The 19,268-nt window shown below is 72.6% G+C and carries 15 protein-coding genes and 2 tRNA genes; 8 read left to right on the plus strand and 9 right to left on the minus strand.

Translation table 11 applies throughout. From position 1 onward, the window contains the following. Positions 1-12: 12 nt before the first annotated feature. Complete coding sequence (locus WMF39_RS11190; protein WP_437745521.1) at positions 13-267, minus strand: hypothetical protein; 255 nt, start codon at positions 265-267, stop codon at positions 13-15. 583 nt (positions 268-850) lie between these two features. Between WMF39_RS11190 and WMF39_RS11195 the strand changes: the two genes are divergently transcribed. Next, entirely contained in the window at positions 851-2,443 is a 1,593-nt protein-coding gene (locus WMF39_RS11195) for a M16 family metallopeptidase (RefSeq protein ID WP_437745522.1), read from the plus strand. Next, positions 2,440-3,996 (plus strand): M16 family metallopeptidase, encoded by a 1,557-nt coding sequence (locus tag WMF39_RS11200; protein ID WP_437745523.1) that lies wholly within the window; start codon positions 2,440-2,442, stop codon positions 3,994-3,996. The genes WMF39_RS11195 and WMF39_RS11200 overlap by 4 nt, the downstream gene beginning before the upstream one ends. 73 nt (positions 3,997-4,069) lie before the next feature. Here the strand turns inward: WMF39_RS11200 and WMF39_RS11205 are convergent, their stop codons facing one another. The 5 genes from WMF39_RS11205 to WMF39_RS11225 all read right to left on the minus strand — a co-directional run bounded on the left by WMF39_RS11205 (position 4,070) and on the right by WMF39_RS11225 (position 12,541). After that, entirely contained in the window at positions 4,070-4,696 is a 627-nt protein-coding gene (locus tag WMF39_RS11205) for a hypothetical protein (protein WP_437745524.1), read from the minus strand. 45 nt (positions 4,697-4,741) lie between these two features. Next, positions 4,742-6,193 carry a DUF6600 domain-containing protein gene (locus tag WMF39_RS11210; protein ID WP_437745525.1) on the minus strand — a complete coding sequence of 484 codons (1,452 nt, stop codon included), beginning with the start codon at positions 6,191-6,193 and terminating at the stop codon, positions 4,742-4,744. A 404-nt stretch (positions 6,194-6,597) separates the two neighbouring features. Continuing rightward, positions 6,598-7,233 (minus strand): hypothetical protein, encoded by a 636-nt coding sequence (locus WMF39_RS11215; protein WP_437745526.1) that lies wholly within the window; start codon positions 7,231-7,233, stop codon positions 6,598-6,600. Positions 7,234-7,278: 45 nt separating this feature from the next. Then, positions 7,279-8,742, minus strand: a complete 1,464-nt coding sequence (locus WMF39_RS11220; protein ID WP_437745527.1) for a DUF6600 domain-containing protein — start codon at positions 8,740-8,742, stop codon at positions 7,279-7,281. A 205-nt stretch (positions 8,743-8,947) separates the two neighbouring features. Next, complete coding sequence (locus tag WMF39_RS11225) at positions 8,948-12,541, minus strand: HEAT repeat domain-containing protein (protein ID WP_437745528.1); 3,594 nt, start codon at positions 12,539-12,541, stop codon at positions 8,948-8,950. A 360-nt stretch (positions 12,542-12,901) separates the two neighbouring features. Here WMF39_RS11225 and WMF39_RS11230 point away from each other — a divergent pair, with 360 nt between their 5' ends. Together WMF39_RS11230 and WMF39_RS11235 are read left to right on the plus strand one after the other, a co-directional pair. Continuing rightward, entirely contained in the window at positions 12,902-14,170 is a 1,269-nt protein-coding gene (locus tag WMF39_RS11230; protein WP_437745529.1) for a hypothetical protein, read from the plus strand. Then, the gene (locus tag WMF39_RS11235) at positions 14,167-14,961 is read left to right on the plus strand and encodes an MXAN_2562 family outer membrane beta-barrel protein (protein ID WP_437745530.1); all 795 of its coding nucleotides are present in this window, start codon (positions 14,167-14,169) and stop codon (positions 14,959-14,961) included. The genes WMF39_RS11230 and WMF39_RS11235 overlap by 4 nt, the downstream gene beginning before the upstream one ends. 42 nt (positions 14,962-15,003) lie before the next feature. Here WMF39_RS11235 and WMF39_RS11240 read toward each other — a convergent pair whose 3' ends face one another. Then, complete coding sequence (locus WMF39_RS11240; RefSeq protein ID WP_437745531.1) at positions 15,004-15,594, minus strand: serine protease; 591 nt, start codon at positions 15,592-15,594, stop codon at positions 15,004-15,006. A 161-nt stretch (positions 15,595-15,755) separates the two neighbouring features. Next, positions 15,756-15,829 (minus strand) — tRNA-Pro (locus WMF39_RS11245). Positions 15,830-16,007: 178 nt separating this feature from the next. Between WMF39_RS11245 and WMF39_RS11250 the strand changes: the two genes are divergently transcribed. The 3 genes from WMF39_RS11250 to WMF39_RS11260 all read left to right on the plus strand — a co-directional run bounded on the left by WMF39_RS11250 (position 16,008) and on the right by WMF39_RS11260 (position 17,829). Further along, positions 16,008-16,415: a VOC family protein gene (locus WMF39_RS11250; RefSeq protein ID WP_437745532.1), complete on the plus strand. Its 408-nt coding sequence runs from the start codon at positions 16,008-16,010 to the stop codon at positions 16,413-16,415. Positions 16,416-16,572: 157 nt separating this feature from the next. Continuing rightward, complete coding sequence (locus tag WMF39_RS11255) at positions 16,573-17,586, plus strand: hypothetical protein (RefSeq protein ID WP_437745533.1); 1,014 nt, start codon at positions 16,573-16,575, stop codon at positions 17,584-17,586. Between the two features lie 170 nt (positions 17,587-17,756). Next, positions 17,757-17,829 (plus strand) — tRNA-Arg (locus tag WMF39_RS11260). A gap of 118 nt (positions 17,830-17,947) precedes the next feature. On the opposite strand, the gene WMF39_RS11265 is transcribed toward WMF39_RS11260, so the two are convergent. Continuing rightward, positions 17,948-18,130: a hypothetical protein gene (locus WMF39_RS11265; protein WP_437745534.1), complete on the minus strand. Its 183-nt coding sequence runs from the start codon at positions 18,128-18,130 to the stop codon at positions 17,948-17,950. Positions 18,131-18,234: 104 nt separating this feature from the next. Between WMF39_RS11265 and WMF39_RS11270 the strand changes: the two genes are divergently transcribed. Next, a complete protein-coding gene (locus WMF39_RS11270) occupies positions 18,235-19,131 on the plus strand; it encodes a DUF2726 domain-containing protein (RefSeq protein ID WP_437745535.1) in 897 nt (298 codons plus the stop codon). Positions 19,132-19,268: the final 137 nt, after the last annotated feature.

Genomic DNA, 19,268 nt, shown 5'->3' on the forward strand with positions numbered 1-19,268 from the left:
GGTGCGAAGCGGTCAGCGCGGCGACCGCTGCATGGGGAGCAATCCATTACCCAGGCGCGCAGGGTTCTTCACGGCAGGCTGCGGGCGCTTCGCCATCGGCGGTCGCGGCTCGCGTCGTTCTGGTCGAGCCACCGGCGTCGAGGGACCGGCGACGTGGTAGTTGCCGTGCAGGTTCGAGTGGAACCTCTGATTCTCCGGGGTGTATCCGCAGTGGAACGCCCGGTTGTAGACGAGGTTGTTACTCCACTCCGTCAGCGGATCGTCCACCTCGGACTTGAAGCGAGGGTTGCGGGTGCGCGAGTGCGCGTAGAGGTTGGCAGGATACCAGCTTCAGAGCGAGTTTGCGCGCAGCTACGTTGCGAAGAGCAAGATAGAAGCCAAGGCGCAGAACGCGCTCCCCGTCATCCAGGCATACGCAGCGAGAGAGCCCGCTGCGCCCGGCCACCTGGACACGTGCCCCCGTCATCTGGACACGTGCCTCCGTCATCTGGACTCCCAGCTCCACCCCAACGCCTCCGGTGCCCCGCCACGCGCGTCCAGATCGTGCGGAAGACGGCGGCGCACGTCTTCCGCCGCCATCCGGAGATCGTCCGCGAGGCCACGAGCGCCGCCGCCGCGCTGCAGCTCGGCGGGAAAAGGCCCGCAAGGCCGCAGCGGGCAAGGCGGTGGACAACCGATCTGGCGCAGCGCCTCCGCCTCCGCTCGCGGCGTCCGCGAGCTCGGCCGGCGCTCAGCCCTCGTAAGCTCCGCCGTCCCGCCCGCGCCGCGCGCTCCTTCCGTTCTGCGGTGCGTCCCTCCTCCGTGACAACTTGACAACCGCACTCGTTGGCGGGGCGCGTCTCCGCAATCCATGCTCCCGCCCGCTTGCGCCCCGCCCGCGACCGGCGCAACCCTCGGGCTCATGCAGACCCGCGCGCGTCACCCGCCGCTCCCGCGCTCCACCGGGCCGATCCTGGTCGCCGTGGCCGCGGCCCTCTCTCTGTCCGGGCCGAAGCCCGCACCAGCAGCGCCGCCCGAGGCCACAACCTCGCCGCCGAAGTCCGCGCCAGCCGCGGCTCCGAAGGCTGCGCCAGCCGCGGCCCCGGCGCCCGCGCTGGCCGCGGCCCCGGCGTCCGCGCCCACGGCGCCTCAGTCCGCGGCCTCCCAGCCGCCGAAGCTCGACATCCCGTTCACCAAGTACACCCTCAAGAACGGCCTCACCGTGATCCTCCACGAGGACCGCGCGCTGCCGATGGTCGCCCTGAACCTCATGGTCAAGGTCGGATCGCGGTTCGAGGAGCCGGGGCGCACCGGCTTCGCGCACCTGTTCGAGCACCTCATGTTCATGGGCACGCGCCGCGTCCCCACGAAGCAGTTCGACGCCTGGATGGAGGCCGAGGGCGGCTGGAACAACGCGTGGACCAGCGAGGACCGGACCGCCTACCACGAGGTGGCGCCGGCCCACGCGCTGCCGCTCCTGCTCTGGCTCGAGGCCGATCGGTTCTCGTCGCTCGCGGACAGCATGGACCTCCCGAAGCTCAACGCGCAGCGCGACGTCGTGCGGAACGAGCGCCGCCAGACGAGCGAGAACGAGCCCTACGGCAAGGTCGACCTCCTCATGCCCTCGCTGATGTACCCGGAGGGACACCCCTACCACCACCCCGTGATCGGCTCGCACGAGGATCTCCAGGCCGCGACCGTCGACGACGTCACGACGTTCTTCCGGCGGTGGTACGTGCCGAACAACGTCTCCCTCGTCGTGGCCGGCGACTTCGATCCGCAGAAGACGCGCGATCTCATCGAGCGGCTCTTCGGCGGCATCCCGGAGCGGCCCGTCCCCGCGGCGACCACGCCCTCGCCCGTGAAGCTGAGCGGCGTCGTGCGCAAGACGATCGAGGACAACGTGAACCTCCCCAAGGTGATCATGGCCTGGCACAGCCCCGCGCACTTCGCGCCGGGCGACGCCGAGCTCGACCTCCTCGCCACGGCGCTCGAGCAGGGGAAGGCGAGCCGCCTCTACAAGGCCCTCGTCTACGACAAGCAGCTCGCCCAGGAGGTGAGCGCCGTGCAGCGCTCCGGCGATCTCGGCTCGACGTTCACCGTCGAGGCGATCGCGCGGCCAGGCGTGCCGCTCGAGAAGGTCGAGGCCGCCATCGACGCCGAGCTCGCCAAGGTGCGGGACGCGAAGCTGAGCCGCGAGGAGCTCGATCGGGCCAAGAACCAGTACGAGACCGCCTTCGTGATGGCGCTCGAGTCGGTCGCCGGCCGGGCCTCGATGCTCAACCGGTACGAGACGTCGAAGGGCCAACCCGGGTTCGTGGAGCAGGATCTGAAGCGCTACCGCGACGCGACCGCGGAGTCGCTGCAGGCGTACGCGAAGAGCACCCTGGATCCCAACGCCCGGATGATCCTGCGGGTCGTGCCGAAGGGCAGCGAAGAGGCGAAGAAGGCGGTGACGAAATGAGAGCGACACACGCAGGCGCGATGATCGCGCTGGTCGCCGCGGCCCTCGGCTGCGAGCCGAGGACGCCGGCGCAGTCCGCTGCCCGGGCGGAGGCGCCGCGGCCGAGCGCCCCGCCGGCGGCCGCGAAGCCCGCGGACCCGCTCGGGCCCAAGCCGGAGCTGCCGAAGCCGCAGCCGTTCACGCCGCCGGCGCCGGTGGTGCTCGACGGGCCGAACGGCGCGAAGGTGTGGCTGCTCGAGCGCCACACGCTGCCGATCGTGTCCGTGTCCATCGGCGTCGCGTCGGGATCGGCGGACGATCCGAAGGGCGCGGCGGGGCTCGCGCACATCACCGCGGACATGCTCGACGAGGGCGCGGGGACGCGGAGCGCGGTGGAGCTGTCCAGCGCGATCAACGACCTCGGCGCGACGCTCTCGGTCGGGGCGCGCGCCGACGGCAGCGTCGCGACGCTCTCCGTGCTGAAGAAGAACTTCGACAAGGCGTTCTCGCTGCTCGCCGACGTGGTCGCGCGCCCGCGGTTCGAGGCGAAGGAGTGGAAGCGCGTCAGCGAGCTCTGGCAGAACGACCTCAGGAAGCGCGGTGACGACGCGACGCGGGTCTCGGGGCTGGTCTCGATGGCCGCGCTCCACGGGCCGGGCACGCCGTACGGGCACCCCGTCGACGGCCTGGTCGCGGACGCCAAGTCGATCGGGCTCCCGGCCGTGAAGGCGTTCTACAAGGCGGCGTGGCGCCCGGACCGCGCGGTGATCACCGTGGTCGGCGACATCACCCGGGACGAGCTGCAGCAGGCGCTCTCGCGCGATCTCGGGACGTGGTCGGCGAAGGGCGCCACGGCGAGCGCCGCGCCGGCCACGAAGGGCACGCCCGCAGCGCAGGGCGCGGCGGCCGCCGCGCCGGCGTGGAAGCCGCCGCGGCTGGTGATCGTCGACCGCCCGGGGGCGCCGCAGTCGGTGATCGCGGCCGTGCGGGAGGGGGTCGCGGCGAGCGATCCTCGGCGGCCGCTGCTCCAGCTGATCAACTCCGCGCTCGGCGGCTCGTTCACGTCGCGCCTGAACCAGAACCTGCGCGAGGATCACGGCTGGTCCTACGGCGCCGGCTCGGCGTTCACCGAGACGAGGCTGCCGGGCGCGTTCGTGGCGCGGGCCTCCGTCGTCACCGAGGCGACCGGACCCGCCCTGAAGGAGATGCTCGCCGAGCTCGCCAAGATGGCCGACTCCGGGCTGACCCGGGACGAGCTGGCGAAGGTGCAGGCGCAGGACCGCGCGGAGCTCGTCTCCGCCTACGAGACCGTGAACCGCACCGCCCAGCGCCTCGGGACGCTGGCGCGGCTGAAGCTGCCGGAGACGTTCGACGGCGACGCGAGCAAGGCGCGGCAGAGCGCGACGCTGGCGAGCCTCGCGGAGCTCGCGAGGGCCGTGGATCCGAAGACGGCGACCGTCGTGGTCGTGGGACCGCGGCAGGAGATCCTGCCGCAGCTCCAGGGGATCGGCCTCGGCGAGCCGGAGGCGTGGGACGTCGAGGGGCAGCCGATCCAGCCGAAGAAAGAGCCCTGAGCGGCGCGCGCCCTGGCCGGGCGCTCCTCCCGCCGCGCGGGCAGCGGGGGGAGCGGGCGGCAGGATCGCGCCCTCAGGGCGCGGTCGGCTCGAAATCGATCGGGCTGCTGGGCGCGCCCTCGTGCAGGACGCCGTCGCCGAACCAGTAGACGAAGCGGGGCTCCTCCGCCCCGTCGAGGTAGGCCTCCAGCCGGACGATGGCGCCCGGGGTGGTGGCAAACGTCATCGCGTCGATGTCCGAGCCGGTCTCGGCGTGGAAATACGCGACGCCGATGTCGACGAGGCGCGTCGCGTCCGTCTTTTCGATCTCGATCCCCGCGAGGTCGATGAGCTCGGACGCCGTGTCGACCGAGGCATAGAGATCGAAGCTGCAGACGACCTTGGAGGTGTTGGTGTCGCAGGTCGTCCAGAGCGTCCACGTCCCGCCCTCCGTGTACTCGACGAAGATGCCGACGCCCTCGCCCGGCTCGGTGCTCAGGGTGGCGTCCGTGTCGATGGCGACGAGCCGCACGTCGTCCGCGGGCGGCGGGGGAACGGTGTCGTCGTCGCCGTCGTCCCAGTCGTCGTCGACGTGATGGCCATCGTGGTCGCCGTCCTCGTCGACGATGATGCAGCCGGCCGAGGCGAGGGGCGCAGCGACGAGAAGGAACGACCACAGCCCCAGTGAACGACGCTTCACAAAGTCAGCGAAAAGAGTCATCGGATCTGCTCCTGCTCGTGGACGTCGCAAGACGTGGACCAAGCGCTACCTCGACCGCGGGCGACCGGACGTCGGCGCCGTCTTCCCCGGAGCCGGGCCTGACGGAAGGTGGATCCTGGGGCGCGGCGGGGACGACGGAGCGCTCGGGAGCGCGCGCGGCTTCGCGATCGGCTGCGGCGCTGGCGTCGCCTGCGGCAGCGGCCGCGGCGCCGTGGCCGACGGCGATCGGTGCGGGAGGGCACGCGTGGCGGCCGGCGTGCCGACGGCGCGCGGCGCCGAGGCGGCCGGCGGCTCCGGGGCGGGTACGGGCGACGGCGGCGTGACCGTCGGCCGCGAGGGCCGGTGCGATGGGCTCGCGCCGGTGCGGGGCAGCGCACCCGCGTCGGAGACGCCCCGCGCGGGGAGGCCGGGCCTGGCGATCGGGGCCGGAGCGTCGCCGACGGGCGTTCCCCGCGGGTGCAGCGGCGTGCGCAGCGCCGGCGCCGCGCGACGGTCGTCGCCTGCTGGCGACGCCGGACGGCGCGCCGGCTGGGGCGCGAGGCGCGCGTTCGGCGTCGTGCTCCTGCGCGCGTAAGCGAGGGCGCGAGGATCCGGCCTGTCGCGGTGCCTCGGGGCGGCCGAGGAGGGAACGCCGGCCTCCGCGAGCGACGGCGACGCCGGGCGGTAGCCGCCAGGACGGATGCCGTGGGGCGGGCTCGAGCGGCCCGCGCCCCCATCGCCGCCCGGGCGGACGTCGGCGCGCCCGGGCCTGCCCGCGGTCGGCCGCGCCGGCCTGTAGGTGTGCGAGTGCGCGGCGATGCGCCGGACGACCGCGCGATCGCGGACGACGTGCGTGTGGACGTGGCGGTGGAACACGTGCGTCGTCGGGCAGAAGACGTACGCCGCAGGGGGAACGGTCCACAGCGAGACCGCGACGCCGCTGCTCCAGTAGTAGGTGGGCGGCATCGGGGCCCAGCCGACGTAGCCGGCGTCACCGACGCGCCAGACGACCCACGCCGGGGCGTACGTGCGCCCCGGGATCCAGGCCCAGCCGTGGGAGGAGATCCAGACCCAGCGGCCATAGTGGAAGGGGATGTGGCCCCACGCGTAGTCGCTGACCCAGAGCCACTCGCCGTCGTCGGTCAGCGCCCAGTGGCCCGCGGTCTGGTAGGGCGCGAAATCCGGGCCGACCACGACCGCGGAGGGCACCCAGACCGTGCCGTAGCCCGGGGTGTCGATCCAGGTGCCGTACGCGGCGAGCGGCTGCTGGAACTCGACCAGGGCGCTCGGGTCGGTGTCTTCGTACTCGTCCGCCTCGAACTCGGCGTTCACGCGGACGTCGACCTGGACCGACGGGGGCTCGGCGGGCTGGGCGGCGGCGCTCGTGGGCGCGGCGATGAGCGCGGCGAGCAGCGGCAGGGCGCCGCCGAGCCGGCGGAGCCGGGCCCCGGGGATGCCCGGCGCCGCGGGTGCAGGGCGCAAGGGGGAAGCGGACAGCGGGAAAGGCATCGGCAGCATGATGGGTCCTTCTGGAGAGGGGTGCCAGGGAGAGGTCGGGCTGGCCTCGGGCGCCCTCAGATCTCTTCAGACGTCCCTGCGCGCCCGACATTGCACATTGCAGGCCACCATCCGGAGCGCCGCGCTTGCGTGCCATTCGCCGCGGCGTCCGACCGAGGTTGAGGCATGGGCGCCCGACCGAGGTTGAGGTGTCGGCGCCCGACCGAGGTTGAGGCGTCGGCCCCCGACCGAGGTTGAGGTATCGGCGCCCGACCGAGGTTGAGGTGTCGGCGCGAGGTTGAGGTGTCGGCGCCCGACCGAGGTTGAGGTGTCGGCGTCCGACCGAGGTTGAGGCAGCGGCGTGCGCCCTCGCCGGGGGCTCCTCCCGCAGCGCGGGCAGCGGGAGGAGCGGCGGGATCGCGCCCTCAGGGCGCGGTCGGCTTGAAGTCGAGCGGGTTGGTGGGCGCGCCCTGGTGCAGGACGCCGTTGCCGAACCAGTAGACGAAGCGAGGCTGCAGGACCCCGTCGACGTAGGCCTCCAGCCGGATGATGGCGCCCTGGGTCGTGGTGAACTCCATCGCGTCGATGTCCGAGCCGGTCTCGGCGTGGAGATGCGCGACGCCATCGCTCACGAGGCGCGTCGAGTCCTTCGTCTCGAGCTCGATCCCCACGATGTCGAACAGCTGGGACGACGTGTCCACCGAGACATAGAGATCGAAGCTGCAGATGACCTTGGAGGTGTTGGTGTCGCAGGTCGTCCAGAGCTTCCACGTCCCGCCGGGCGCGTACTCGAGGAAGATGCCGATGCCCTCGCCCGGCGGGCTGCTCAGGACCGCGCCCGTATCGATGGCGACGAGCCGGGGGTCGCCCGCACGTGCACGTGGCGGAGGGACGCGGCTGTCCCCCTCGTCCTCGTCGCCGTTGTGCACCTGGGGTTCATCGCGGCGGGCATCCTCGTCGTCGGCGAGAACGCAGCCGCCCAAGCCGAGGGGCGCAGCGACGAGCAGGAACGACCATATCCCCACGGAACGACGCTTCATGAAGTCGGCGGGAGCAGTCATCGGTTCTTCTCCTACGCGCGGACGTCGCAATACGTGGACCACGCGTCACCTCGACTGCGGGCGACCGGATGCAGGCGCCGGCGCCGCCTCCTCCGCAGCCGGGCTTGACGGGATGCGAATCCTGGGGCGCGCCGGGGACGACGGCGCGCTCGGGATCGCAGGCGGCTTCGCGACCGTCGCGCTCGCGTGCGGCGCCGGTGTCGCCGGTCGCATCGGTCGCGGCGCCGAGACCGACGGCGCATGGTGCGGGACCGCGTGTGACGTGGTCGGCGTGGCGCCGACGTGCGGCGTGGCGACGACGCGCGGCGTGGCACCGACCCGCGGCGCGGCGGCGCGCGGCGGGGCGATGACGTGCGGCGTGGCGCCTACGCGCGGCTCCGGGGTCGGGGCCGGAAACGCGGGTGTCCGCGGGGCGTGCAGCGTGCGCGCCTGGGGCCGGTCGCCGCCCGAGGGAGCAGGGGGCGCCGAGAGACGCGGTACCGGCGCCGGCGCGACGTGCGCGCTCGGCGTCGCCGCTTTGCGCGAATAGGCAAGAGCGCGCGGGTCCGGCCTGCCGCGGAACCTCGGCGCGTCCGAAGACGGAATGCCGATCTCGACGAGCGAGGGCGACGCCGGGCGATAGCCGCCAGAACGCATCCCGTCGTACGAGCTCGATCGCTCCGCCCCATCCGGGCGGGCCCAGCTGCGCTCGGGCGTGCCCGCGGTCGGCAGCGCCGGCCTGTAGGTGCGCGAGCGCCTGGTGATGCGCCGGATCTCATCGCGATCGCGGACGACATGCATGTCGACGTGATCGTGGAATACGTGCGTCGTCGGGCAGAAGACATACGCCTCAGGGGGAAGGGTCCTCAGCGAGACCGCGACGCCGTTGCGCCAGGCGTAGGTGGGCGGCATCGCGCTCCAGCCGACGTAGCCGTCACCGCCGACGCGCCAGACGACCCACGCCGGGGCGTACGCGCGCCCCGGGATCCACGCCCAGCCGTGGCCGGTCGTCCGGATCCAGCGGCCATAGTGGAAGGGGATGTGACCCCACGCGTAGTCGCTGACCCAGAGCCACTCGCCGTCGTCGGTCAGCGCCCAGTGCCCGTCGGTCTGGTAGGGCGCGAAATTGAGGCCAACCTCGGACCAGGAAGGCACCCAGACCCTGCCGTAGCTCGGGTCGTCGACCCAGGTGCCGTAGGGGGCGAGCGGCCGGTAGAACTCGATCAGGGCGCTCGGATCGGTGTCGTCGTACTCGTCCGCCTCCAGCTGCGTCTGCGCGCTCACGCGGACCTCGACCTGGACCGGCCGGGTCGCGGCGGGCTGTGAAGGAAAGGTCTCGTCAGCGCCGTACGGGGCGTAGCTCGCGCCCTGCGGATACCCCTCGGCGGCGGCGCATGCGGGCGCGGCCATGAGCGCGGCGGCCAGCGGCAGCGCGCCCCCGAGCCGGCGGAGCCGCGCCCCGAGGAGGCGCGGCGCCGCGGCCGAAGGGCGCGAAAGGGAAGCGAACAGCGGGAAATGCAGCAATGCCATGCGGGTCCTTCTGGAGAGAGGTGCCAGGGAGAGGTCAGGCTGGCCTCGGCTCGGGGTCCCGAGACCTCTTCGGCCGCCCTTGGACGTCCCTAGGTGCTCGAATATTGCAGCTGCACTGCAAACTACGCTCCGCATCGCCCGCGCCGGCGCTCCACGCGGCGTGCACCGGCAGCGCTCGCTCGATCGAGGTGGCGCGCGGCGCTCCTCAGTCCAGGTCGCTGTCGTCGAGCGCCGGCGTCTCGTCCCCCGGAGGCGGCGCTCTCCCGGGCAGCGCCGGCGGCCTCGGAAGGAGCGACAGCCGCGCGTGCGCGTCGGCCAGCTTGCGGTCGGCCTCGCGCAGGCGCCGGTTCAGCACCCGGATCACGGCGTCCGCGATCTCGGCCGTCTCCCGCACCGCCTCGTGGAAATCCTCGGCGGAGACCCGGAGCAGCTCCGCGTCCTCGGTCACCACCGCGGTCGAGGCCCTCGGCTCGCTGTCGAAGAGCGACATCTCGCCGAACACGTCGTTCGCGCCGAGGCGCGCGATCTCGCGGCCGTCCAGCGTGAGGCTCACCTCGCCCGAGATGATCGAGTAGAGCGCGCCGCCAGGCTCGCCCTGGCGGAAGATCACGTCGCCCCGGGCCAGCGACACCACGAGCGAGCCGCGCGCCAGCGCCACCAGATCGTCGCCGGCCACGCGGGAGAAGAGCGGAACACGCTGGAGGAACAGGACCTTCTCGATCGTCGTGTACATCTCGTCCTCGGGGTCGATGCCGGTGCCGCCGGTGACCGCCCAGTATCGTGCGTAACGGGCCACCGCGGGATCCTCATCGGCCCGCAGCGCGTCCAGCCGTTCGCGGGCGCCCGGCGGCGACGTGACGGCGACCGCGATGGCGGCCGCCTCGCGGACCAGCGGGTCCGGATCGTAGGTCGCGGCGAGCGCGTCCCCGGCGGCGCCGGAGATGGAGCTCCGGGCGACGGCATCGAGCGCGAGCGCGGCGCTGTAGGGGTCGCCGCGCACGATCTCGTGGCGGATCCAGGAGATGACCCCGGTCTCCGGCGGCAGGGGCCTCCGGGGGAACGCCGCGGACAGCTCGAGCAGCCGCTCGACGAGGGAGACGAGGCGCTCGCGCAGCGGGCGGTCGAGGAGCGACTCCAGCACCTCGAACGCGTTGGCCCGCAGCGCGGGATCCGGGCCGAAGACGTGGGTGCGCACGAGGGCGACGACCTCGCGCGGGTAGGCGAGCTCGCACAGCCGGAGCACGCGGATGAGCCCCTTCCGCAGCCGGCGGAGCAGGTGCTGATCGAGCAGCGCGCCGACGACGCGGGGGCGCACCGCGATGTACGCCTCGCGCGTGCGGACGTGCTCCACCGTCTCGTCGTCGATGCAGGCGCGGATCACGCGGAGAGGCGCCGGCGGCGCGCGCAGCGCGAGGCGCAGGCGCGACGCCGACGCGAGCACCTTCTGGCGGAGGGCCTCGTTCGGGTGGTCGATCCGGGCGAGCAGCACGTCGAGCGCCTCGTGGCTGCAGAGCCGCGCGAGCACCCGCGGGATCGCGAGCCGCACGGCCCGCGGGGTGCTGTCGTCGCCGAGGCGCGCCGCGAGCTCCGGGATGGCGTCGTCGCCGAGCGCCTCGATGGCCCGGGCCGCGGCCGGCGCGAGGGCGCGCTCGGCGAGCGCGTCCGCGAGCAGGGGGAGCAGGCGCGGGTCGGCGACGCTCGACGAGGAGCGCACGGCCGCGCGCCGCACCGCGGGGTCGGGATCGCCGATGAGCCGCGCGAGGGCGCGCTGGAGCGACGCGTGGCCGACGAGGCCGAGGATCCTGGCGGCGGCGACGCGATCGCGGGGCGACGGGCTGTCGAGCAGCGCGCGCAGCCGCGGCGCGCCCTCGAGCATGCCGTCGAGGCCGCAGTAGCGCAGGAGCGCGGCGATCGCGGCGGCCCGGAGCGCCTCGCCGCCGGTCGCGTCCGCCGCGGCGCGGGGCGCGGCGCCCTCCCGCGCGAGCGCGAGCAGCTCGTCGTGGGCGTCCTCCCGCAGCAGCGCGGCGAGCGCGGCGACGGCGGCGACGCGGACGTCGGTGTTCCGGTCGTGGATCGCCGCGCGCGCGATGCTCGCCCCCTCCTCGTGCTCGAGCTCGGCCGCGAGGCGCACCGCGAGCGCGCGCACCCTGGCCGAGCCGTGGCGCGCGAGCGCGGGCACGGCCTCGCGCACGAGGGTCGGGTCGAGCTGCTGGAGCTGTTCGACCGCGAAGAGCACCTGCATCATGGCGCGGCTGTAGAGCGCCTCCTTGAGGATCGCGCGCGTCTGGGGGCCGTACGCGACGCTGTCCGGCTCGATCTGGCGGCGCATCAAGGTCCGGCGCATGGCGTCGAAGTAGCCGCGCCGCACGAGCGGGAGGAGGGCGATGGACGCGACGCAGAGCGGGAGGGAGTAGACGCCGATCCACGCGGCCTCCTCGACGAGCGCGGCGCCCGTCGCGGCGGTGGGCGCCACGGCGAGCAGGATCAGCGCGCCGAGCCCGTAGCCGAGGGGCTTGGCGATCGTGGAGACGAGCGTCCGCACCCGCTCCCGCAGCGCCGGCTGGAACGGGAAGAACAAGAGCTGCATCGTCGCGTCGTAGATCGTGAGCTGCAGCGCGTTGTCGCTCAGCTTGAGGATCGCGCCCCAGGCGAGCGACGGCGCCGCGAGCAGCGCGACGGTGCTCGCGGTGAACGCGGCCGGCATGGCGAGCAGCCCGCCGAGCACGCCGTGGCGCCGGAGGACCCGGGGGGTCGCGACGAGCTGCACGAGGAGGCCGACCACGCCGACGGCGCCGTAGAGGAACCCCATGAACCGGGTGAGGTCGTCGACGTGGGGGTAGGCCGTGAGGGCGATCGCCTTGAACTGGTAGTCGCCGATCGTGAGGACCGTGAAGAGGAGGCAGGTCAGCAGCGCGACGGTGAGGGCGTAGCGCGATCGCCACACGTCCATGCGCGGAAGGCGGGCCTGGAGGAGCTCTTCGTCGCCGGACGGGGGGCGCCCGAGCGGGTAGCGCCGCGCGAGCGCGGTCGTGAGCGCGGCCATGGCGAGGAGCGCCGCGATGAGCACGAACAGGAGGTTCTCGGTGCCGATCCACCGGACGACGGCGCCCGTCGCGAAGCCGCAGGCGACGGTCCCGACGACGCGCCCGCTGCCGATCAGGCCGAAGAGGCGCTTGGCGCTGCGCGGGTCGTGCAGGTCCTGGGCGACGGCCCAGACGAGGACGGCGGTGAAGTTCGCGATGATCTCGGACCAGATGTAGAAGACCAGGGTCGCGGCGCGCACCTCCTGGCCGATGAGGACGCGCAGCAGCGCGAACGTGGCGGCGCCGAAGAGGGCGAAGGCGACGCACAGCTGGGCGCGCGGCAGGTGGCGGGCTACGCGGTCGTAGGCGAGCGCGGCGACGGCGGAGGCGACGCCGTACACGATCCACATCGGCGCGATCCAGGTGACGGGGAACCTGGTGAGGAAGAGCGCGTCCCGCGCGGAGCGGCCGACGACGAAGAGGAGGGCGGCGAGGAAGAGCAGGCAGAAGAGCAGCGCGGTCCGGTGCAGCTCGACGCGGGTGAGGGGGACGCCGAGGACGGCGGTGTGGGCGTCAGGCGCGGCGCCGCTCGGCTGCAGCCGGCTGGGCCGGCTCGAGGTCGGGCGCACCGACGGGGTGACCCCGGACGCGGGCGCGCCTTCCGGGCGCGCGCTGGGCTGCCCAGCGCGCACCGTCTCCGGCGCCGCGGCGCGCTCCTTCGCGCTCGGCCCTGCCTTCGAGCCCGGCTGCGGGGGAGCGGCGTCGGTCGAATCCACCTGCCTCAAGCTAGCCGAGCTCTCTCGAAGAGCGCGTGTTTCGGGCCACGCAGCTCGTCCGTCGGCCCATGGCGCTGCGCGGCGGTCCGCTCGCCCTGCTCCGCGGCGCCGATGCCAACTTGTCAGGAACGGACGGCGACCATGGCCAGCTCGTCATGCGGCGCGCCTCCGAGCCTCCGAGGTGGGGCGTCGAGGACGCCTCCAAGGACGCCTCCGACGGGACCGCGGGGGCCTCTGAGGGCGCGTTCGACGCGGTATCCGGCGCGGGCGCACGCGGGCGCACGAACGATTTCCGCGCCGTTCGAAGGGCTGTGCGAGGCATTTGCGGCGTGGTACGAGCTGTGCTGAAAGGACGCGCCCATGGACACGACAAGGTATCCCGTCCGGCTCCGGCCGCGAGGGCGGCGGCATCTCCCCCGGCTGTGCGCGGTGGCCCTCGCGGCGGCGGCGCTCGCTGGAGGCGCGCGACAGGCCGGCGCGACGGTGACCATCAGCACCGACGTGAAGCGCACCGAGCTGCAGCGGCCAGACGCGCAGTACCCGCTCTGGATCAGCCGCGAGGACTGCCTGACGAACAACGATCTCGAGTTCACGCTCACGCTGAGCGGCTTCTCGACCAGCGATACGCTCGCCGTCTGGGTCAGCGAGTCGCTGGACTGCCTTGCGTATTCGAACCGCGACACCGGCACGCGGTGCAAGCAGGTGTCGGCCGAGTCGAACCTGGATGACACGATGGTCGTCAAGGTGTCGGCGAAGGCGATCGCGGAGGCCCTCGGCGCGGAGGGCTGCGACAGCACGAGGGCCAGCACCGGCGCGGTCCCGCTGAACATCTACTTCCTGCGGCTCGTCTCCTCGGACCAGGACAACCCGGATCACGCCAAGTGGGATACCAGCAAGATGGACCTCCAGGGCCCGAAGCCGCCGACCGGCGTGGCGGCGCACCCCGGGGATGGTCGTCTCCTCGTCGACTATAAGCAGAACGAGGACGAGGACGTGCAGGGCTATTACCTCTACTGCGATGATGGGGGGCAGTCCGCTGCAGCTTCGAGCGGGGCAGGGGCAGCCGGAGGAGGCGATGGCGCGGGGGGATCCAGCGCCGGAGGCGGAGCGGCCGGAGGCGGCGACGGCGCAGGGGGATCCAGCACCGGAGGCGGAGCAGCCGGAGGCGGCGACGGCGCAGGGGGAGCCGGAGGCAGCGCGACGGGGGGCGGCAGCGCCGGTTGTCAGTCGTCGCTCCTGGTTTCGGGGGAGATCCCGGACGCCAAGTACCAGTGCGGCAGCGTGGGGAGGGCCAGCCGTGGCGAGGCCACGGAGAACATCGTCAACGGTAGATCGTATGCCGTCGGCGTCGCGGCCTATGACCAGGTGGGCAATGCCGGGCCGCTGTCGGCGATCTCCTGTGCGACCGCGACCGACGTCGACGGGTTCTTCGAGCAGTACCGGGACGCCGGCGGGCAAGCCGGTGGGGGCTTTTGCAGCATCGAAGGGCCGGTGGGGGCGGGCCGGTGGGCCGCAGCGCCGCTCGCCGCCGTCGCGGCCGGCGCGGCGCTCGGGTTGTTGCGCAGGAGCCGTCGTCGTCGACGCCACGCGCGCGCGCACGCGTGTTCCTTCACGCAGGAGAGCGAATGAGCTGTCATCTCCGTCATCAGGCGGCCGCCTGCCTCGCCGGCAGCGCGGCGCTCCTCGCCGCCTCCGTCGCCGGCGCGCAAACGAGCTACGGGATGGGCGACTGGCGGCAGCACGATCGCTCGAGGATCCAGCGAGAGGAGCGCTATGCGTCTCCTCAGAGCTTCGCGTTCGAGCTCCGCTTCGCCCCGTACTCTCCCCAGGTCGACGAGGAGTTCTCCGGCGCGGGCCCCTACGGGAAGACCTTCGGCGACGGCCAGAATTTCTATTTCGGTGTCGAGGTCGACTGGCTGCCGCTCCGGATCCCGTACGTCGGCGCGATCGGCCCAGGGTTCGGCTGGGGGTACACGTCGGCGTCGGCGAAGGCCTTCGTGGCGGGCAGCGACGACAGGGCCGAGGCAGAGGAGACCTCGCTCACCATCATGCCGATGCACCTGTCGGCCGTCCTCCGCGCCGACGAGCTGATGCGCAAGACGGGCGTCCCGATCGTGCCTTACGCGAAGGTGGGCCTGGGGATGGGGTTATGGACCTCGACGTCGGGCCCTGTCACGCCGGTGCCCGATGGCGTCCGGGGCGAGGGCATCACGTGGGGCACGCACCTCGCGTTCGGCGGGATGCTCGCGCTCAACTGGCTGGACCGCCGCTCGGCCTCCCAGCTCGATGAGACGACGGGCATCAACCACACGTACCTGTTCGGCGAGTGGATGTTCGCGAACCTCGACGGGCTGGGCTCGCGCCCGCAGATGCACGTCGGCACCTCGACGTGGGTCCTGGGGCTGGCCTTCGACATGTGAGGCGCGGCGCCGTGCGATGCGCGCGCGGCGCCGGTACGCGCTTCACGGCGCGCTGCCGTCGAGCGGCGCGCCGCCGTCGTCTTCCTCGATCACCGTCGTTCCCCGCGGCCGGGCGGTCGTCGCGCGGCGCGGGGGGCTGTCGCTCGCGAAGGTCTCGACGGTCTCCTTGGACGGGGCCCCGACGATGGGTACGACGAGCTCGCGCGCGGCGCCCTCGCGCTCGTACGTGATCTTGAGCTCGCTGGCGCTGGCCAGGGCGCGATAGGCCGCGAACAGGTCGTCCGGGCGCTCCAGGGTCGTGCCGTTGACCTGGGTGACGACATCGCCGGTCTTGAGCTCGATGCTGCTCCAGTCCGCGGGCAGCGCGAGGATCTTCCAGCCGATGAACGCGCCCGCCCGGACGACCTCCTCGACCGGCACGCGCCGCAGGATCCAGGGCGGCCCCTGCAGCAGCACCCGGTCGACGTCGGCGCGGGCGAGCTGCCCGGCGGGCACCGCCTGCTTGGGCGGCGCCGCGCTCTGCGCGCGCGGCGCCGGAGCCGCTGCCGGGGCGGCCGTCTGCGGCCCGCCGCACCCTGCGACGACGGACAGGGAGAGACATGCGCCGAGCAGGAGTCTTACGGGCGTCGACATCGGCGGGACTATGCGCAGCGGACCCGAGGAGGCCAAGTTCGATGCGCGCGGCGGGTGCGATGGCGGAAGCGATGGCGACGCGAGCGGCGATCCAGCTGAGCCGCAGCGCCGGGGCCACCGGGGCCGCCCGGCTCGCGAGGGGCGAGGATCGTCGGAGAGGGTCGGGGAGGCGGGATTTGAACCCGCGACAACGAGCACCCAAAGCTCGTGCACTACCGGACTGTGCGACTCCCCGGGCAGAGCGCGTCCGCGAGCGGGACCATAGACGAGGCGCCCTGCCGGGGCAAGACAGGTCGAACGCGTCGAGCGCCGGCCGATCGAGCGCCCGGCGTCGGCGAGGCGTCGGCTGCGCGGCGCCCGCGTGGCTTTTCAGGTGCGTCGCCGCGTGAAAGGCGCTGAAATGAGGGCGCTGTATGAGCGGGACGGTAGCGTCGCTGTCGGTCCATCATCTGGCCGTGGTCGTGCGCGACCTGGTGCGGGCCGAGGCGTTCTACGCGGGTGTCCTCGGATTGCCGGTGGTGCGGCGCTGGACGGACGAGGCCGGAGCGCCTCGGTCGGTGTGGCTCGATCTCGGGGGCGGCGCCTTTCTGGCCGTGGAGCGGGCGGGCGCCGCCGGGCCGATGCGCGCGGACGAGGCGCCAGGCTGGCACTGCGTCGCCCTCGGGATCGCGCCGTCCGAGCGGGAGGCGTGGCGCCGCCGGCTGGCCGCGGGCGGCGTGGGCGTCGAGCGGGAGAGCGCCTATACGATGTACGCGCGCGATCCCGACGGGAACCTGGTGGCGCTCAGCCACTACCCGCACCCGCAGGCGGGGCCGGGCTGATGGCGCGGACCGTGTGCAGTGCGCGTGGAGCGCCGTGGTGAGATGATGGAAGGTCGGGCGGCGCGCCAGGGACCTGGAAGCTGCTCGAGGGCCTGCGCGTCGAAGGGGAACGAACGAGCCGGAGGGTTTCAAGATGCCGCGTTCAACGTCCGATTCCATGTCGCCTGATGCGCCCGTGTCGCTCGTGCTCCCCTGCGGGGCGATCGGGCTCGTGGGCGGCTGGCTCACCGCCGACGTTCTCGAGATGGACGAGCTCGTGCCCCGCTTCCTGCTCGCGGGTGTGACCCCGATCGTCGCGGCGCTGCTGGGTCACTACCTGACGCCGCGGATCGGAGGCGTCTGGGGCGATGGCTCGATGGCGTTCGGCGCGGGCGATGCGCCGGCGGACGGCCTGCCGTGGGTCGACGCGCCGGGGAAGTGGACCCGGCGGGGGCCGTTCGTGGCGGGCGTGCTGGCGCTGTGGGCCATCGTGGTGGCTGGCGTCGTGAACGGGATGACCATCGGGCTCGTGGCGGGGCCGGCAGGGATGATCATCGGCGCGGCGTTCGGCGCCGTGTTCGCGCTGCCGTTCGTTCCGGCGCTCGCGGCGGTGCTGAGCGCGGCGAACCGCGTCGGGCGGGCGCGCGCCGGCTCGATCGTGGCGCTCTCGGATCGGCGGGCGGTGTGGGCGGCCACGGCGGCGGTGATCGCGGTGGCGCTGCAGCTGGGGTCGGGGCTGGCGGGGGCGGCGGCGCCCGACCTGGGGCGCCTCGTGGCGGCGATGGGGTTCGCCGTGGTGGCGGGGCTGTGCGCGCTGGACGCGATGGAACTCGCGAGGGTGCTGAAGCTGCCGCGGGAGCGGAGCGGGGCGGGGGACGAGGTCGCGGAGCGGATCGCAGAGGAGATCGAGGCGGGGGCGACGGGGGTGATGGCGGCGGGAGACGACGGCGCAGCGAGCAGCGCTGCGCGGGTCGGGGGGAAGGGGACGGGGGAGAGGATCGATCTCGGCCTCGGGGACGAGGTGCACGTCGAGGTGGTGAGGCCGACCCACGCCTACCGGGGGGCGCAGCAGATCGCCCGGGTGGTGCGGGGGAACCGCGAGCGCGCCGTGGCGGCGCTGCGGGCAGGGCTGATGCGGGGCGCGGGCGCGCTGGCGATCGGGGCGGCGCTCTGGGGCGAGGTGTGGAAGTGATCGAGGCGCGCGGCGGAAGGCGAAAGCGCGCGGGATGGCGGCCAGCGGAGGAGCGCGGGCCGGTGAGGCGCGGCGGAAGAGCGGGCTGGACGAAGGCGTGGCTGGGGATCTGGCTTGATGCGTGAGGCGAGGTGTGCCAGGGTCCGGCGCCCGTAGCGGCTGTCGCCCCTGCCCCCGTAGCTCAGTGGATAGAGCAGCGGTTTCCTAAACCGAAGGTCGCAAGTTCAATTCTTGCCGGGGGTGCTAGGTAAATCTACGTCATTCCGCAGGGTTAGCCCCCATCGGCTACCGGACGGGACGCGACGGGACGCTACGACCCACCCGGCGTGGCAACGTGAGGCAACGTGATCGGGGGCCACGGCTAGCCCGAGCTAGCCCTCTCGGCGTGGACGAGCTCCTGGAGCTTCTCGCAGCAGTACGAGTAGAAGAAACTCCCCTGCTCCGCGGGGTCCGGCTCGGCCATCGTCGAGCCGCCATGCTCGGGGCACCGGATGTGCGCGTAGTCCTTCTCCACGAGCTCCGCCTGGCCCTGTGGAGTAGTCATGTGATTCAACTTACGAATCAAATTGTCCAGGTCCATACAAAAGTATGCTGTACACGTGACCAGTGTCCAGGCTGCCCGGCCGAGCGCGTTTTAGGCTCGCCAGGATGTCCGAGCCCTCGCCCAAGGACTCGTCGAAGTCCCCGACGTTCAAGCCCATCCTGGTCGACGATTACGAGAAGGTTACCGACGCCAGGCTCCAGGAGACGTGCAGCGGGTTCGGCGCCCGCGTGTGCCCCAAGGTCGGACTGAAAGAGGTCCTGCCCATTGAGGGTAGCGGCCTGCCCTCCGAGCTCTTCCGGTACGCCCTCCAGGCGCACTTCGACTTCGTGGTCGCAGACGCGAAGAGCATTCCGCTCTTCGCGGTCGAGTTCGACGGGGCATCCCATCGTTCCGAGGTGCAGAGGCGCCGCGACGAGAAGAAGAACGCACTCTGCGAGCGGTTCCGGTTCCCGATCCTCCGCATCAACTCCAGGTACCTGAACAAGAAGTACCGCGGCATGGACCTGCTGAGTTGGTACGTAGATGTGTGGTTCGCTGCCCATGCGTTCTTCGACGCCCAGGAGAAGGGAGCCGTCCCGTGGGATGAACCCTTCGACCCTTTCCTCTTCGTGTCCTGGTCCGACCACAAGCGGCGGTTCCCCTTGTGGTTGACAATTGAAGTGCAAATGGAGATCCAAGCGCTCAGGGAGGCGGGGAAGTGCATCCAAAGCGCCCCATCATTCATCATTGGAGCCGACGACAAGGACAACTGTCACGCCTTGGCATGGATGAAGATCACTCCAGAAACCGGCGTCTATGCGACCACGGGAATGCGCAATCAGCTATTCCCGGTCGCGCCGGGAGATGCGCTCCAGCAGATCGTCATATTCGACCTGCATCATGAGCTGCGACGAACCCTCTCAGGTGAAGCTCAGCCCCTTCCCTGGGAGCAGATCACCCTCAGGATCAAGGCGCACCAGGAGAGATACAGGTTGCTGCGTGGGTGCACGGTATCGGGGTAGCCGCCCCTTGTTCATCGCCTTCCCCTTGCCAGCATCTGGCCGAGGAGCTGCCGCCCTCGTCGAAGCCGAGATGCCGCGGTCGGGACCGGGACACCGAGGAGGCTGGCGAGCTCGGTCGCCCCGAGGCCGATGCCCCC

The sequence above is a fragment of the Sorangium sp. So ce1504 genome, assembly GCF_051521635.1.
GTDB lineage: Bacteria > Myxococcota_A > Polyangia > Polyangiales > Polyangiaceae > Sorangium > Sorangium cellulosum_B.

Bases quoted from the DNA above. Each gene is read 5' to 3' on its own strand.
- WMF39_RS11195 (WP_437745522.1), top strand. From the start codon at position 851: ATGCTCCCGCCCGCTTGCGCCCCGCCCGCGACCGGCGCAACCCTCGGG.
- WMF39_RS11205 (WP_437745524.1), bottom strand. From the start codon at position 4,696: ATGACTCTTTTCGCTGACTTTGTGAAGCGTCGTTCACTGGGGCTGTGG.
- WMF39_RS11220 (WP_437745527.1), bottom strand. From the start codon at position 8,742: ATGGCATTGCTGCATTTCCCGCTGTTCGCTTCCCTTTCGCGCCCTTCG.
- WMF39_RS11240 (WP_437745531.1), bottom strand. From the start codon at position 15,594: ATGTCGACGCCCGTAAGACTCCTGCTCGGCGCATGTCTCTCCCTGTCC.
- WMF39_RS11215 (WP_437745526.1), bottom strand. From the start codon at position 7,233: ATGACTGCTCCCGCCGACTTCATGAAGCGTCGTTCCGTGGGGATATGG.
- WMF39_RS11255 (WP_437745533.1), top strand. From the start codon at position 16,573: ATGTCGCCTGATGCGCCCGTGTCGCTCGTGCTCCCCTGCGGGGCGATC.
- WMF39_RS11200 (WP_437745523.1), top strand. From the start codon at position 2,440: ATGAGAGCGACACACGCAGGCGCGATGATCGCGCTGGTCGCCGCGGCC.
- WMF39_RS11210 (WP_437745525.1), bottom strand. From the start codon at position 6,193: ATGCTGCCGATGCCTTTCCCGCTGTCCGCTTCCCCCTTGCGCCCTGCA.
- WMF39_RS11270 (WP_437745535.1), top strand. From the start codon at position 18,235: ATGTCCGAGCCCTCGCCCAAGGACTCGTCGAAGTCCCCGACGTTCAAG.
- WMF39_RS11230 (WP_437745529.1), top strand. From the start codon at position 12,902: ATGGACACGACAAGGTATCCCGTCCGGCTCCGGCCGCGAGGGCGGCGG.
- WMF39_RS11235 (WP_437745530.1), top strand. From the start codon at position 14,167: ATGAGCTGTCATCTCCGTCATCAGGCGGCCGCCTGCCTCGCCGGCAGC.
- WMF39_RS11250 (WP_437745532.1), top strand. From the start codon at position 16,008: ATGAGCGGGACGGTAGCGTCGCTGTCGGTCCATCATCTGGCCGTGGTC.
- WMF39_RS11265 (WP_437745534.1), bottom strand. From the start codon at position 18,130: ATGACTACTCCACAGGGCCAGGCGGAGCTCGTGGAGAAGGACTACGCG.